This is a genomic window from Adonisia turfae CCMR0081, from assembly GCF_011009555.1.
GTDB classification, from domain to species: domain Bacteria; phylum Cyanobacteriota; class Cyanobacteriia; order Phormidesmidales; family Phormidesmidaceae; genus Leptothoe; species Leptothoe turfae.
In genome coordinates this window covers 923,469-938,596 of the sequence record NZ_QXHD01000004.1, presented here as the reverse complement: position 1 = coordinate 938,596, position 15,128 = coordinate 923,469, and the positions used below count along the sequence as shown (strand labels likewise).

Sequence of the window (15,128 nt, the reverse complement as noted above, 5' to 3'; positions counted from 1 at the left end):
ACGCAAGGGGCATACTGTCATCTGGGTATACGTCAGTTACCGTTGCTGAAAGGACACATCGATCCGTAAAACTCCCTAACAGCTTAGATCTAACAGCTGAAACCATCCCGAGGTTCAGCAACACCTAAGTTATACATTCCGCCACGGCTTGGGTATGTTGAACCCGAGTTCAACCATCGATTCTTGAAGGCCAAGGCAACATATACGATATTCAGCACATGCACACCGTGGGTGATAGTTGATATCAATAGGGAGTAACCGGTTACTTATCGACTCTTCATTGGCAGCAATAGTCAACATTATTGCCAGCTTATAGCTATTATCTGCTCAAAACCGTGATTAATCCTCCTGTTATTCCATGGCATGCCCTAAAGATTCCCTGGATTGGAGCAAACGCTTGTGCTTTATGGCTAATCACCTCCAGTACAACACCTGCTAACCAACTCACCAGAGACATCATCCCTAAATATGGCCCAACTTTATTACAAGCCGAGCTACAGACCAAGACAGGGTTATCTTTTGAACAGAAAGGCGTGAAAATAGGAAATACATATTTTTGGGCACAGTTAGCAAAGCAAGATACTAGATTTACTTCAGCAATCATGTGGCTGATCGTTTGCCTATGCTTAGAAAGTCTTTGGATTGGCGCATTGCTGATTGTCATATATCGCTGTCACAATCAACATACCTATCTTTTACAAGAAAATGAGAAACGATACCAAGATCTGGCGACATTGGGAGCTGATTTATTTTGGGAGTTAGATAAAGATCTAAAAATCTCCTATTTGTCTGGGAACTTTCACTATCTGCAATGTGAAGGATTAGAAGGTCAAGCCTTGGGTCAAGCCCTAAAAACTATTTCTAATTTGGAGGCCAACTGGGAGCAACTGAACGAGCGATTACTTCAGCACCAACCTCTGGAAAATTTCACTCTACGATTACACACTTCCAACACAACGCTACGCATCTTTAAACTCAACGCCCATCCTTTATTTGATGAGCATCATGTCTTTCAGGGGTATCGAGGTTTACAACGGGAAATTACAGAAGAGTACAATCTCACCCAGACAATTGCCTATCAAGCTGCCTATGACCCGTTGACGGGTTTAATTAATCGTAACGAGTTTGACACCCGACTCAGGCAAGCTATTCAGCGCGTACGTGATCGTGGGATTCAATCAGTATTGGGCTATCTGGATTTAGATCAGTTTAAGATCGTTAATGATACAGCTGGTCACCTCATCGGTGACCAGCTATTGACAGAACTTGCACAGCTGCTGCAACAAAATATTCGTAGCTCTGATAGTTTAGGGCGACTTGGTGGTGATGAGTTTGGCTTATTGCTGGAAGGTTGCTCTATAGAGCAAGGCCAAAAACTGTCTCAGCATCTCGTCGACAAAATTAAGGACTATCAATTTGTATGGCGTGGCCGCCAATTTCAGGTGGGGGTAAGTATTGGACTAGTGCCCATATTAGGTGATGCCTCTAATGTGATTGACCTACTGAGCAGAGCTGATTTGGCCTGTTATAAAGCCAAGGATCTAGGGCGAGGTCGCGTTTATTTAGCCGACCAAAATGATACAGAACTTGATCGACAACATCTTGAATTAGTCCATATCGCTAATATCCCTCAAGCAATTGAAGAAAACCGGTTTTACCTGATGGAACAACCGATCATTTCACTGCTCAATGACTCATATCAACATGTTGAAATTTTGTTGCGATTGACTGACGAGAACGGGAATATTGTTCAGCCAAATCTGTTTATCCCCATGGCAGAACGCTATGGAATGATAGGTCTTATAGACCGCTGGGTAGTGAAAACTGTGCTAACAAACTACCACCACTACTATCCTGAAGCAAACACAATAGTAGCTATCAATCTCTCAGGTAGTAGTTTAAGTGACGAGAGATTTACTGAGTTTGTGACACAGTTGTTGCAACAGTCTGCTATGCCAGCAGAACGACTATGCTTTGAAATAACTGAGACAACAACTATCTCTCAGCTCGATCAAGCACTTAAATTTATCAACACCTTGAAAAAGCTTGGTATCCGCTTTGCTTTAGACGATTTTGGCAGTGGCGTTTCTTCTTTTGGCTATTTACGACGATTACCCGTTGATTACCTCAAAATTGATGGGGATTTAATTCGGAACATTGATGAAGAAGAGTACATTCGAACAATTGTAGATATGGTCAATCAGGTGGCTATCATGATGGGCATGAAAACTATTGCTGAGTTTGCTGAAAACGATGCCATTTTAGAAAGACTGCGCACTCTGAACATAGGTTATGCTCAGGGTTACGGTATTAGTAAGCCTAGGCCCTTACCATCGATCAGCGCATAGCCCTTATACCAGTTTTTGATTTATGGTATTTGAACTAATGGAGGTGACTTTCGGAAACTTGCTGATGGCCCTCTCTGCGCACCCTTTTTGCAAGAGAGGGCCATCAGCAAAAGTTTTTATACCAATACCTCTAAGGGTTGAACTTGTGCCAGCATTTCCCTTAGCGTGTCTCCTTCAATCACTTCTTCCTCTAGCAGCTGTTGAGAAATACTCTCTAATAAATCCCGATTAGTCCGCAGAATTGTCAGAGCTTGCTCATGGGCTGCTTCTACTAGTCCTTTGACTTCTGCATCAATTGCTCGCGCTGTCTCTTCACTCATATTGCGTCGAGCATTGGGCATACCACTGTCTAGGAATGAGCTTTGTTGGCCTTTGTCGTAGGCTAATGGTCCTAAGACATCACTCATACCGTAGGTGGTGACCATTTGCTCAGCCACTTCTGTTGCCCGCTGTAGATCATTTGCTGCCCCCGTTGTAATGGAGCCAAACACAACTTCTTCCGCCGATCTGCCCCCCAACAATGTGGCAATTTGACCTTTTAACTCGTCAGAACTGCGGAGAAATCGGTCTTCCGTGGGGAGTTGGAGCGTGTACCCTAGCGCCGCCATACCTCTTGGCACAATAGAGATTTTCTCTACCTGCCCACCCCCTTCCATGAGTGAGCCCACCATGGCATGACCAACTTCGTGGTACGCGACTATTTCTTTTTCTTTTGCATTGAGGACACGACTCTTTTTCTCAAGCCCCGCAACAACACGCTCAATAGCTTCAGCAAAATCAGTCTGGAGAACTGCCTGACGGTTATTACGGGCGGCTAACAGGGCAGCTTCATTCACCAAGTTGGCCAGATCAGCCCCTGCAAATCCAGGGGTACGTGTAGCAATGGCATTGAGATTCACATCGTCGCCCAGCTTGACTTCCTGGGCATGAATTTTGAGAATCGCCTCACGTCCTTTGAGGTCGGGGCGGTCGACCAGTACCTGACGATCAAATCGGCCTGGACGTAGCAGTGCTTGATCCAATGTTTCAGGTCGGTTAGTGGCTGCCAGCACAATGATGGTATTATCACCGGCACTGAAGCCATCCATCTCTGTGAGCAGCTGGTTTAGTGTTTGTTCTCGCTCATCGTTACCACCATAGAAACCACCGGAAGCACGAGATTTACCAATGGCATCTAGCTCGTCAATAAAGACAATACAAGGGGCCTGCTTTTTCGCTTGGTCAAACAGGTCACGCACCCTTGAAGACCCGACACCTACAAATAGTTCAATAAATTCAGACCCCGAAATACTAAAGAAAGGGACTCCGGCTTCACCCGCTACCGCCTTAGCCAATAGGGTTTTACCGGTTCCTGGTGGTCCCACCAGCAATACCCCCTTAGGGATCTTGGCTCCAATATCGGTAAACCGCTTGGGTGTTTTCAAAAAGTCAACGATTTCTACTAATTCAGTTTTGGCTTCTTCAACACCAGCGACATCCTCAAAGGTAATTTTGGTGGCTTCGTCTTCTACATAGACTTTGGCTTTACTTTTACCAATAGAAAGTGCACCCTGAGGACCTCCACCTCTGGCTAAGAAAAAGCGCCAAACCGCAATAAAGATTAGTGGCGGAATCACCCAGCTTAGTAAACTACCAATCCACTGATTTTGAGCCGGGGGAGTGGCCGCAAATTCCACACCGTTGGCTTCTAGCAAATCCGGTAGCTTCAAATCAAAAATTGGCGTTGTGGAATATATCGCACCAGGCTCTCCTAGCTCATTTTTCACCTGGTAGCGAATTTCATTTTGCCCCACCGATGCTTTGACTACCTCATGCTCTTGTACCTGATGGAGGAACATACTGTAAGGAGTACGTGGGGTACGCTGAATAGGTAGGAAAATATTTAGGACCAGCAAAACTGCCCCTAGCAAAAATAGCAAATTACCAATTTGTCGAGAGCGTGGCGGGCGTGGGTCCTTATTGACTGGCATGGGCTGAAATTCCTTACAGATACGTCCTTAGCTTTAGCCTATCAACGCAGCTGAAGAAAAAACTTGATTGAAAACCGTACACCAGTGGTCGGGTTTTCAACGCTTTGTGAGCAGGTCTGAAAGCAACCTCGGTCAAAGGTGTCATTACAGACGAGCTCTAATATGCAATGCTACGGCCTGTTGAGGCGCTACATCGAACTGAGCTCGACCCTCTGAATCTACTGTAATCAAGCGTTTACAACTGTCTAACGTTTCGCTAGGTGTTTCACCAGATTCGGCCATCGATGTCTCAGACAAAACATTGCAGTAACCACCCGCTGGCAATCCTGTCATCAATATTTCACTGAGAGTATTATTTTCGTTATTAATAACTACAAACCCCCGATTGCCACGGGCAAATGCGATTTGGCTCTTGCCGTTATCCCACCAATGGTCAATGGTAGAAACACCTTGGGTCACATTGCGAAACTCCACCATACTGGCAATGTCAGACCAGCGATGTTCACACACCCAGCCATCACCACAGCTCACTGGTAAGGTTTGTCCGTTTTCATCCGCAGGCGGTCCTACCCAGTTGCCCTGCTCTCGCGGCCAGTCATAGCTGGACATAATTTTTGGAGTGCCATAGGGCCATGCCAACATGAATATATTGGCTAGCCGATATCGTGCTCCGCCATCGGTTGGTGCATAAAAAGTGATTATGTTGCGATCGCGACTACGCTGAGTTTTGTGGTTATCCGTAAAAACAACAGCCTTATGACTCGGTATTAATCCCCAGGCTTCCCCAAATAGCACCAAGTTTTTTAGTTCACCATGGCGCACTTGCTCACCCAGATTACGACCATAGCGGACCTCGGTAACCGCACCATTGCTAAAGTAATCGCTGGCTTGAATAGCGTTTGTTCCGGGGCTCGTGATTTCCTGGTAAATAAATGGACGCCCTCCATCGGGATAGAATCGGGGGCTTAGGGGATGCAGACGCCGCAGAATCTTGGCAATGTGCTGTGGTGGAATATGTTGGGCAGCATCAATACGAAAACCAGCCACACCGAGGGTTAACAGTTCATTCATGGCAGCTGAGATCGCAGCTTGCACCGTCTCACTCCCCGTATCCAAATCCTGACGCCCCTCCACCTGGCAGTGCTTTACCTGCCAGGGGTCTTCAACATAGTCCCGAGGCGCAATCGTACATGGGGCATTAAAGTCTGCCTTAATGTACGGCACCTCGTTGTAGGAAAACGTCGCTGTATCGAAATCACTGCCGTCACTGCCTTTGCCAGCGCCAGCACTAGCCATATTATTGATCACCAAATCGGCATAGACTTTGATACCCGAGTCATAACAGCGCTTGATCATATCTGCTAGCTCAGCTCGACCACCGCTACGGCTTGACAATTTATAGCTAACCGGCTGATAGCGCTGATACCAAGGAAATGGAGTGGGGTCTTGAGCGATTATCCGATGTTCATGGGGGGGAGAAATTTGCACAGCCCCGTAACCCTTTGGCCCTAACCAACTTTCACACTCCTGGGCAACATCTGGCCAACGCCACTCAAATAGCTGAACGATCACCGAACGGGAACTCGTAATCTGTCGTCCACCCGCTGAGGGGGGCAATTGGGCAGCTACCTGACATCCTCCCATTCCTAAGGCACAGGCTATAGCTGCCGAGCGCCTGGCAAAGGATGCCAGTCGTCCTGAACTCACCAAGGAACCCACTGGACTGCACCACCTGCGATCGCAGGGAGACTCATTGTTTCAACAAGCAAAGCGAGCATTATATAGCCTCACAACTGTGTCCAGTATCGGTCACGTATTATCCACGATTAGCACTCCGCCAACCAAGTAATATTTTTTACACGGATGTGATAGCGCATTCAGAGTTCTTGAGATTTTTTTAGGCTTCAGAACTACGTTACCTAATACAAAAACCCGCTTCCAGGGGGGGAATCCCCCTAAAAACAGGCTTTATTAATTCAAATTGAGGATTAGGCTAGGTGAAAGCCAAGGCTAATCAAAATATAACTGGTTCAAAAGTAGGACGTGACTACCAGCCCTTATCGGATTGAGCCAATACATAAGATGCAACGTTCTCAATCTGCTCAGGTGTCAAACGACCACCGAAAGAGGGCATACCAGCATTACCATTTGTTACCTGAGTCGTAATTGCATCAACAGTATCTTTGCCATTAGCAACCAAGTCATCCTTCTTTAGAGTCTTAGCAGGGTTAACTGCGTTACCACCACCAATGTGGCAAGCCGCACAGTTAGCAGCAAATACCTGAGCACCAGCACCAGCACCAGCATCAGCAGCCATAGCAGGAGGCGCAATCAAGAAAACTGCGCTTGCTACAAACGCTACAACAGTAGCCAAAATAGACTTCATCGGATACTCCTCTCAAAAAAAGTCACAGTCTAATAATCAAACGATTTCAGCCAAAAGCTTAAAGTTTGACTAAAGATGATCGTCTCCAGTTTTTTCAGACCGCGTCAAATGACAGCAGGTCAAACATTAACAACTGTAAAGAGCCTTGCCATCAGCTTTAGCCAGCCATAGCTAACTATTAGGCCATGGCACACGTCTTTTGGAGATCGACTCAAACCTATATGCTGAAAGGCATTCCCTAGTTTTAACATCTAGAGAAAGAGACCATTAGACGTGTCCGAAACGCTATCGAATAGTTGACTAGAGGTCTGGTACTGCTGAACAACGCTTTATTTTTTGTTTATTTGTCTACGACGACATCCGGCATTCTAAAATAACTAAGCATGTTGTAGTTAAGAATGCTTAACTACCTCTAAATTCAACCTTGAGAAATCACCATGACCTTTATCAATCGCGCTTTGCGAGCCATGGGTGCGCTATTAGTAGCGGCTGCTCTGGTTTTTGCAGGCACTGTTTTCAATGCAGCTCCTGCCTACGCTACTGATTACCAAGTAAAAATGGGTTCCGATGCAGGTCTGCTGGCGTTTGAGCCTGCAACCCTCACCATTAAGGCTGGCGATACAGTGACTTGGGTTAACAACAAAATGGCCCCCCACAACGTTATCTTTGATGCAGCTCAGGTTCCTGGCGGCAAAGACGTTGCAGACGCCTTATCCCAAGAACAGCTAACCTTCTCCCCTGGTGAGTCCTACTCCTCCAAATTCACTGAGCCTGGTGAGTACAGCTACTTCTGCGCCCCTCACCGTGGTGCTGGCATGGTTGGCAAGATTATCGTTGAATAGATGATGATTGCTAATCAAGTCATTTGAATGTAACGCAAAAGGTCGGGTCAATGGCCCGACCTTTTTGTCGTTCTCAAGAACTCTCACTGGACACAGCAATGCTCAGAGATCGCTAAAGTCATGTTTGTTTTGCCAATAAAGGGGCAGCCGACAAGAGCGTTTTCGTATATGAATGCTGCGGTGATATGAAAATCTGCTCTGTTGGTCCAATTTCAACGATTTTGCCACCATTCATGACAGCTATGCGATCGCAAAGATACCGCGCCACCCATAAATCGTGGGTAATAAATAGATAGGTTAAGTCAAGCTCTTCTTTCAGCTCCAGCATCAGCTCTAGGACCTGGGCCTGAACGCTCGCATCTAACATGCTCACTGGCTCATCACAAATCACCAGCTTAGGTTTAGTAATTAAGGCACGGGCAATAGCAACGCGCTGCTGCTGCCCCCCAGACAAATCACCAGGATAACGGCCATAATAGTCTTCGGTCGGCGTCAGTCCCACCCGCTTCAACATGGCACGGACCTGCTGCTTGGCATCCGACGCATTCGCCAAACCATGGATAATTAACGGATCAGCAATCCCCTGCCCCACGGTCATCATAGGATTGAGACAAGCATGGGGATCTTGGAAAATCATTTGAAAATTGCGTCGCTGCACCTGCAGTTGAGCCCGAGACATGCCTACCAAGTTTTGTCCCATGAACTCCACCCGCCCTGATGTCGGTGGAATAATCTGCATCAATGCACGGGAAAACGTACTTTTTCCGCAGCCTGATTCTCCCACCAGACCCAGGATCTCACCGGGATGCAAGTCTACAGAAATGCCATCAACGGCTTTGATATCCTCCGATTGTGCTCGATTAAACAACTTCGAAAGCAAATTTTGCTCAATGGTGTAGTGCTTTACTAGATCTTGTACTCGCAGAAGAGGAGCGGTTGCGGTTTCTTGTTCTAATGCCGAATCATCAGCCTCATAGTTTTGCAACTGATGGGCCGCCTGTAGCAAAGACTGAGTGTAATCCGCCTGAGGATGATACAAAACGTCTGCGGTCGCTCCCAGCTCTACAAGTTTGCCTTGATACATGACGGCAATGCGATCGCAATATTCCCCAACCAATGCCAGATCGTGGGAAATCAGGATCAGGGCCATCCCCCGTTCTCGACACAGCTGAGTCAGCAGGTCTAAAATTTGCGCCGAAACCGTGACATCCAAACTGGTGGTGGGTTCATCTGCCACAATCAGCTTGGGATTGAGTAGCAGCGCCAGGGCGATGGCAACCCGCTGCCGCATACCACCACTAAACTCGTGGGGATACTGATCCCAGCGGTTGGCAGGGATACTGACGGATTTTAGGGTTGCGATCGCAATTTCCTTCGCAACCTGCTTAGACACATCGGAGCGATGGGCGCGCAGGGTCTCTACGCAGTGATCCCCGATGGTCATCAGCGGATCGAGTCGCGTCATCGGATCTTGAAACACCAATGACACCGCTTCTCCTCGAAACCGCCGAATTTCCTTGCTCGAAAAGCCCAACACATCGCGCCCTTCAAACAGTGACCGTCCTTTAGTCTGACTACCCCTTGGCAACAACCGTAGAGCAGCTCGCCCCAAGGTGGACTTGCCACATCCAGATTCTCCCACTAGCCCCAGCATTTCTCCAGGCTGTAGCAATAAAGACACATTCTCAACTGCCCAACTTTCCTGCTGTGGATAAGCGACACCAAAGTCATCAAGCTGTAGCAAGGGAGGAGTCATAATACTCAAAACATAGATATTTCACTTCTCAAATCGCCTCATCAAATAAGCCACCCCAAAATCTCCATTGGGGTGATTTTCCAGCAAAGTTGCTAGCTCAAAAAGTCTCTCCGCAATTTCTGGCCCAAGTTTCTCCGCTGTCGCCACCTGCTCACGCAGTTCGGCCTCAGCAACACGCACACGGCTTTGCCATTCATCGGTAAAAAGCACAGGGATATAGGCACTCAGACCAAGCTCACTAAGCACATCCCACTCCCCTGCATCACACCAAACACCTTTGCAAGCAGGACAGCGTTCCAGAAAAAATGCAACTTTTTGTAGATTAATTCTGCTTCTAACTAAATAAAATCCACAGCTCGGACAAAGGCCAGCTCGATTGTCGTAGCGAGCTGGCTGATAATCAATGTCTTGGTTAATGGGCAACGTCAAGTCATCAATCCTAAGAGACGGATCTGTCTGGGTAGCTTGCCAAGACTGATAATCCTCAGGAGCTATCCAAGAGCCACTACAGGTTGGACAATTAGAAGCCTTTAGCCCATCTACTAGCTCACCTATCAGCAGCGATTCCTGCGGATGCTTTGGACAGAACATCGCCCTCCGTGAATAAAGTACAAAAACTATACAGACACATGTACTAAATCGCGTCTACATCCAGAACTGTAGTTTTTAGCAGGGGAAAACTCAAGTTTTTCTAGGAGCAAATCTAGGAGCAAATCACTGATTACAGAGGTTAATTAAGACTTGAGTAAACCCTTCTAACTGCTGCAGACGCTGCTCCATTTGCTGTAGACGCTGCTGCCGAGTATCACCGTGGCTAGCTGAGGTCACAAAGTTGACCTCCACCATCAAAAGCCGCATGTGACGATGGATTTCCGTTATCGCTGCACGCCCTTGAGGCTGCTCCAACATATCTGTCTGACTTAGCTGAGGCCAAAGGGTTTGAGCAAAGAACTGTTGCAGAATATTAGCCTTTGCAGCCCCTTCCATCTGCCCTAATGCCAACTTTACCTGAGCTAATTGAGCACTATAGGCATTGAGATCATCAACTACAGTAGCAAATGTCATGATTTAATAATAATGCAAGATTTTAATAAAGCCATTTAGAACTTTTTTTTTAATCTCTATAGCTTTTATATAAGTATTTTATTGTTCTTTAATTACGCACATATTCTAATAGTAAAGGCAAGCAAATCGCCTGGTAACTGATGTAAGCACTAATCTAAGCCTTGAAATTATCCACTTACAGAACTCAGGCAATCGTCTGTAACGACCACTAATAACCTCACCATAAAGCTACAATTGTAAGAATTTATACTCTGTAATCTATCCTACGAATTAAGAGGATAAACGTCTTGGTCAAGATGGCACTTGAAACTTTGATGCATCGTGCCACAGGCGTAATTTCTTACATAAGACAGATGATTGCGGATCTTGCTTGCTCACTAGGTACCGACGTTTTGAATTAACGCAACTTCCAGTAGAACAGAGCGTATCGGTACTGGCCCTATTCAGACCACCCGGAGCCAATGTGGTTTTTGCAGTTTTTATCCTCTCCCCCGATCTACCATGACACCAGTAGCCCCTGTTATCCCCAAAGACTGTACCTTACCGACCTGGCTTAGGTCTTGCATCCTAGAACACAGCCAGCCAATAGAGATCCATGGGGACAGCCAGGTCCCGCTTGAGCGTCCTAAAGATAACAATCAGCTAGTCTGTCGCGCATTTGAATTTGCCTATCAACTCCACAAAGGGCAGATGCGGGCCTCTGGGGAACCATATATTGCCCATCCGGTAGCCGTCGCGAATATCTTGCGCAGTCTAGGGGGAGACAGCGCTATGATTGCAGCCGGTTTTTTACACGATGTCGTAGAAGACACAGATGTTTCAGCGGATGAAATCGAGGCTCATTTTGGGGCAGAAGTCCGCCAAATGGTAGAAGGGGTCACCAAGCTATCAAAATTTCAGTTCAACAGTAAAACAGAGCGTCAAGCTGAAAATTTCCGCCGTATGTTCTTGGCTATGGCTCAAGATATCCGAGTCATTGTAGTTAAGCTGGCAGATCGCCTCCATAACATGCGGACATTGCAACATCTGCCACCCGAAAAGCAGGTACAAAAAGCCTGCGAAACCATCGAAATTTTTGCCCCACTGGCAAATCGACTGGGGATCGGTCGTATGAAGTGGGAACTAGAGGACCTTTCTTTTAAGTACCTAGAAGAGTCTTCTTATCAAGAAATCAAAAACTTAATTTCTGAAAAGCGTGTAGACCGAGAGGCCCGGTTAAAACAGGTTGCCGAATTATTAGAAACTCATTTGACCAATGACGGGATCAACTGTGTTGAGATCAGCAGTCGCCCCAAACATCTTTACAGCATCTATCGCAAGATGCAGCGTCAGAAAAAAGACTTCCACCAGATCTATGACATTGCGGCAGTACGCATCATCGTTAGTACCAAGGTGGAATGTTATCGAGCTCTAGCGGTCGTTCACGATCAATTCAAGCCAATTCCTGGACGCTTTAAAGACTATATTGGTCTACCTAAAGCGAACCGTTATCAGTCATTACACACGGCTGTTATTGGCGAGCAAGGTCGCCCCATTGAAGTGCAGATTCGTACGATGGAAATGCACCACGTTGCCGAATATGGGATCGCTGCTCACTGGAAATATAAGGAAACTGGTAACAGTAATACCAAGGTCAACGCAGAAGACGAAAAATTCACCTGGCTGCGACAACTCCTGGAATGGCAAAGCGATCTCAAAGACGCCCAGGAATATTTGAGCGATGTTAAAGATAACCTTTTTGATGAAGAAGTCTATGTCTTCAGTCCCCGAGGTGATGTATTTGCCTTAAGTCAAGGAGCCACGCCTGTAGATTTTGCCTATCGTATCCATACAGAAGTAGGGCATCACTGTGCTGGGGCCAAGGTAAACGATCGCATTGTCACCCTCGATACCCAACTTGAAAACGGTGACATTGTTGAAGTTCTGACCAACAAACACAGCCACCCCAGCCTGGACTGGCTAAATTTTGTCGTTTCCGCCGGTGCTCGTAACCGTATTCGTCATTGGTATAAGCAGTCTCACCATGATGAGAACATGGCCCGTGGCCATGCCATGCTGGAAAAGGTCATGGGGCGTGATGGTCTAGATTCTTTGTTGAAATCAGCTCCAGCCCAAGCAGCAGCGCGACGCAGCAATTATCCCTGTGTTGAGGATATGTTGGCAGCTTTAGGTTACGGAGAAATCACACTGAATGCGGTGGTTAACCGTCTGCAAGAGGCCACTAAAGAACTCCAGCCAATAGACGAAGGAAACGATGAAGCCCTAGCAGAGCAAATCAATGAAGGCGCAGTCGTTCGTACTCGCTGGGGCGGCGATACCCATAGTAGTGCATCAGGCAGTTCCATCATCGGTGTCGAGGGGTTACTGCATCATATTGCCGGTTGCTGCAATCCACTGCCAGGGGAGCCGATTCTCGGGGCCGTATCAATGGGTGCTCGGGGCATTGCTATCCATCGTCAAGGGTGTCCGAATGTGGCCTCGGTACCTGGGGATCGCCTCATACCAGTACGTTGGAATTCAGTGGGAGCCGCCACTGGCCGACCTCAAACCTACCCAGTCATGCTGAAACTGGAGGTTATTGATAGGGTGGGTGTTCTTAAGGATATTTTGAGCCACTTATCAGATCTTAAGATCAACGTACATCGAGCAACAGTCACGACATTTCCGGATCAAATTGCTGAAATTGACTTGGGCCTTGATGTTAAAGACCATGCCCATTTTGATCGAACCATTAAGAAATTGCGCAAGATGACCGATGTGCTAAAACTTAAGCGCCTTAGTCAGATGGATTAAGGCACCGATGATTGGTGCAAAATCAGGCGATTCCCAGCTGGATCGTATACATAGACTTCTTGGCCGTGGCTGGCGTGGATGATGTCATCCGGTGGTGCATGGCCTAGTTTTGTTACAGTTGCGATCGCACCTCGTAAATCCTCCACCTCAAGACACAGGCTCATACTCCCGGCTGGTCCAGTAAACTCCTGAGTATCGCCAGGTTTAAATAAAGCCAGCCTTAAACCTCGTAACACAAATTCTGCATAACACTGGGGGATATAACGGTGGGGTGCTTGGCCTAATAAGCCCTGATAAAACTCCACTAAGGCCTGTAGATTTTCACTGGCTAGGGTCACGAAGGCGTCCTGCATTTTGATAGGGTGGACGATGCCCACCCTAGGATCGCCGTTAACTATTGCCATAGGTATGATCCACTATTACTTACCAATACAAAATCGGCATTACTTACCAATACAAAATCGGCTAAAAATCTCATCTAACATCGACTCGGTCATCTCCTCACCGGTTACCTCTCCCAAAGCACGGATGGCGTCCCGTAAATCAATGGTCCAAAAATCAAGGGGCAGCACAGCTTCTATGGTGGCTTGCACCTGCTTAAGCGCACTGTGGGCACGGGTTAGGGCCGCTGCCTGTCTCTGATTAATGGCTAAATCCATGTTGGCAGCACTGACATTACCCGCTTGCACAATGGTAAGGATGGCATTCTCTAAATCGTCAATGCCCTGACCTTGGGCGGCGGCTGTGTGGACAACAGGCCCATCCACCCCAGGCAGACTAACCGGCGGCCCTAGATCTACCTTATTGATCACTAAAATATGAGGTTTATGCTGAATATCGCCATATAGTGCGGCTTCCGCATCAGTCCAGCCGACAGTGCCATCCACGGTCAGCAAGACTAAATCTGCATTTTTAGCCGCTGCCTGGGAACGTTCAATTCCCAGTTGCTCTACTTGGTCAGTGGCATCACGAATGCCCGCTGTATCGAGCACCTGCACAGGAATGCCACCAACCACCAGCTGCGATTCAACCACATCACGGGTGGTGCCGGGTAAGGCGGTGACGATGGCGCGATCGCAACGACTCCAGGCATTCAGCAAACTGGATTTACCCACATTGGGCTGCCCCACGATTGCCACCTTGAGCCCTGTCCGCAGCAGCTCCCCCTGATGGGCTGTAGACAGAATTTGGGATACTTCAGCCAGGAGCACCGCCACCTGATTACGCACATGATCTTCATCTAAAGGGGGAAGATCATCGGCAAAGTCAATGCGAGCTTCCACCTCCGCCAGCACGTCTAAACACCGGCTGCGACATTGGCGAATCACCTGGGTCAGCTTGCCTTTAATTCCAGCCAATGCCACTTGGGCCGCTTGAGGTGATTGGGCTCCGACCAAATCAGCAATACCTTCGGCCTGGGTTAAATCTAGACGACCATTGAGAAAGGCCCGCAGAGTAAATTCCCCTGGTTCTGCCAGGCGCGCTCCCTGGGCAATACATAACTGCAATACCTGCTGCACCGCCATGATGCCACCGTGGCAGTGAAATTCCACCACATCCTCACGGGTATAAGAACGTGGGGATTTCATCAACAGCAGTAAAGCTTCATCAATCGTCTGCCGAGTCTCTGGGTGGGCAATGTAACCATAGAGAATACGATGGCTTTCCCAAGGTGCAGTGCTGTGGAACACCTGTTGAGCAATGGAAACTGCTGTGGAACCCGAGAGTCGCACAATGCCGACACTCCCCTGCTGTGGCACAATCGCGGTTGCGATCGCAGCAATGGTTTCACCCTGCACAATTGTTTCCCTTGGCTCACCCACATTCCTGACTCAAACACTGCCAACATCAAACTTTAACGCCCCCTGTGCCGCCTTGCACGCAAGTCCACCTGGAATGACCAAAGTTGGTTATGTTGTCATAATTAATCCTAGTAGCCCATGGACGGCGGCCTTGCTCCATTACATG

At 47.6% G+C, this 15,128-nt stretch carries 11 protein-coding genes; 3 read left to right on the top strand and 8 right to left on the bottom strand.

The window, feature by feature from the left end:
• Positions 1-335 precede the first annotated feature (335 nt).
• Positions 336-2,348: an EAL domain-containing protein gene (locus DXZ20_RS08275; RefSeq protein ID WP_163697556.1), complete on the top strand. Its 2,013-nt coding sequence runs from the start codon at positions 336-338 to the stop codon at positions 2,346-2,348.
• Positions 2,349-2,464: 116 nt separating this feature from the next.
• Here the strand turns inward: DXZ20_RS08275 and ftsH are convergent, their stop codons facing one another.
• The 3 genes from ftsH to petJ all read right to left on the bottom strand — a co-directional run bounded on the left by ftsH (position 2,465) and on the right by petJ (position 6,704).
• The gene (ftsH, locus tag DXZ20_RS08270; protein WP_163697555.1) at positions 2,465-4,318 is read right to left on the bottom strand and encodes an ATP-dependent zinc metalloprotease FtsH; all 1,854 of its coding nucleotides are present in this window, start codon (positions 4,316-4,318) and stop codon (positions 2,465-2,467) included.
• Between the two features lie 144 nt (positions 4,319-4,462).
• On the bottom strand, positions 4,463-6,037 hold the full coding sequence (locus DXZ20_RS08265) for an alpha amylase C-terminal domain-containing protein (RefSeq protein ID WP_163697554.1): 1,575 nt from the start codon (positions 6,035-6,037) through the stop codon (positions 4,463-4,465).
• Positions 6,038-6,365: 328 nt separating this feature from the next.
• A complete protein-coding gene (petJ, locus tag DXZ20_RS08260) occupies positions 6,366-6,704 on the bottom strand; it encodes a cytochrome c6 PetJ (protein WP_163697553.1) in 339 nt (112 codons plus the stop codon).
• 437 nt (positions 6,705-7,141) lie between these two features.
• Between petJ and petE the strand changes: the two genes are divergently transcribed.
• Positions 7,142-7,546 carry a plastocyanin gene (gene petE / locus DXZ20_RS08255; RefSeq protein ID WP_006516346.1) on the top strand — a complete coding sequence of 135 codons (405 nt, stop codon included), beginning with the start codon at positions 7,142-7,144 and terminating at the stop codon, positions 7,544-7,546.
• Between the two features lie 118 nt (positions 7,547-7,664).
• On the opposite strand, the gene DXZ20_RS08250 is transcribed toward petE, so the two are convergent.
• From DXZ20_RS08250 to patD, 3 genes are all read right to left on the bottom strand, one after another.
• Positions 7,665-9,302, bottom strand: a complete 1,638-nt coding sequence (locus DXZ20_RS08250; RefSeq protein WP_163697552.1) for a dipeptide ABC transporter ATP-binding protein — start codon at positions 9,300-9,302, stop codon at positions 7,665-7,667.
• Between the two features lie 21 nt (positions 9,303-9,323).
• On the bottom strand, positions 9,324-9,893 hold the full coding sequence (locus DXZ20_RS08245; RefSeq protein WP_163662664.1) for a TFIIB-type zinc ribbon-containing protein: 570 nt from the start codon (positions 9,891-9,893) through the stop codon (positions 9,324-9,326).
• Between the two features lie 123 nt (positions 9,894-10,016).
• Positions 10,017-10,367, bottom strand: coding sequence for a heterocyst frequency control protein PatD (gene patD, locus DXZ20_RS08240; RefSeq protein WP_163662667.1), 351 nt, complete (start codon positions 10,365-10,367; stop codon positions 10,017-10,019).
• Between the two features lie 501 nt (positions 10,368-10,868).
• On the opposite strand from patD, the gene DXZ20_RS08235 reads away from it, so the two are divergent.
• Entirely contained in the window at positions 10,869-13,160 is a 2,292-nt protein-coding gene (locus tag DXZ20_RS08235; RefSeq protein ID WP_163662669.1) for a RelA/SpoT family protein, read from the top strand.
• Here the strand turns inward: DXZ20_RS08235 and DXZ20_RS08230 are convergent.
• Positions 13,157-13,564, bottom strand: a complete 408-nt coding sequence (locus DXZ20_RS08230; protein ID WP_163662672.1) for a VOC family protein — start codon at positions 13,562-13,564, stop codon at positions 13,157-13,159. The two genes, DXZ20_RS08235 and DXZ20_RS08230, sit on opposite strands and share 4 nt — an antisense overlap.
• Before the next feature lie 39 nt (positions 13,565-13,603).
• Positions 13,604-14,983, bottom strand: a complete 1,380-nt coding sequence (mnmE, locus tag DXZ20_RS08225) for a tRNA uridine-5-carboxymethylaminomethyl(34) synthesis GTPase MnmE (RefSeq protein WP_163662675.1) — start codon at positions 14,981-14,983, stop codon at positions 13,604-13,606.
• Positions 14,984-15,128 lie beyond the last annotated feature (145 nt).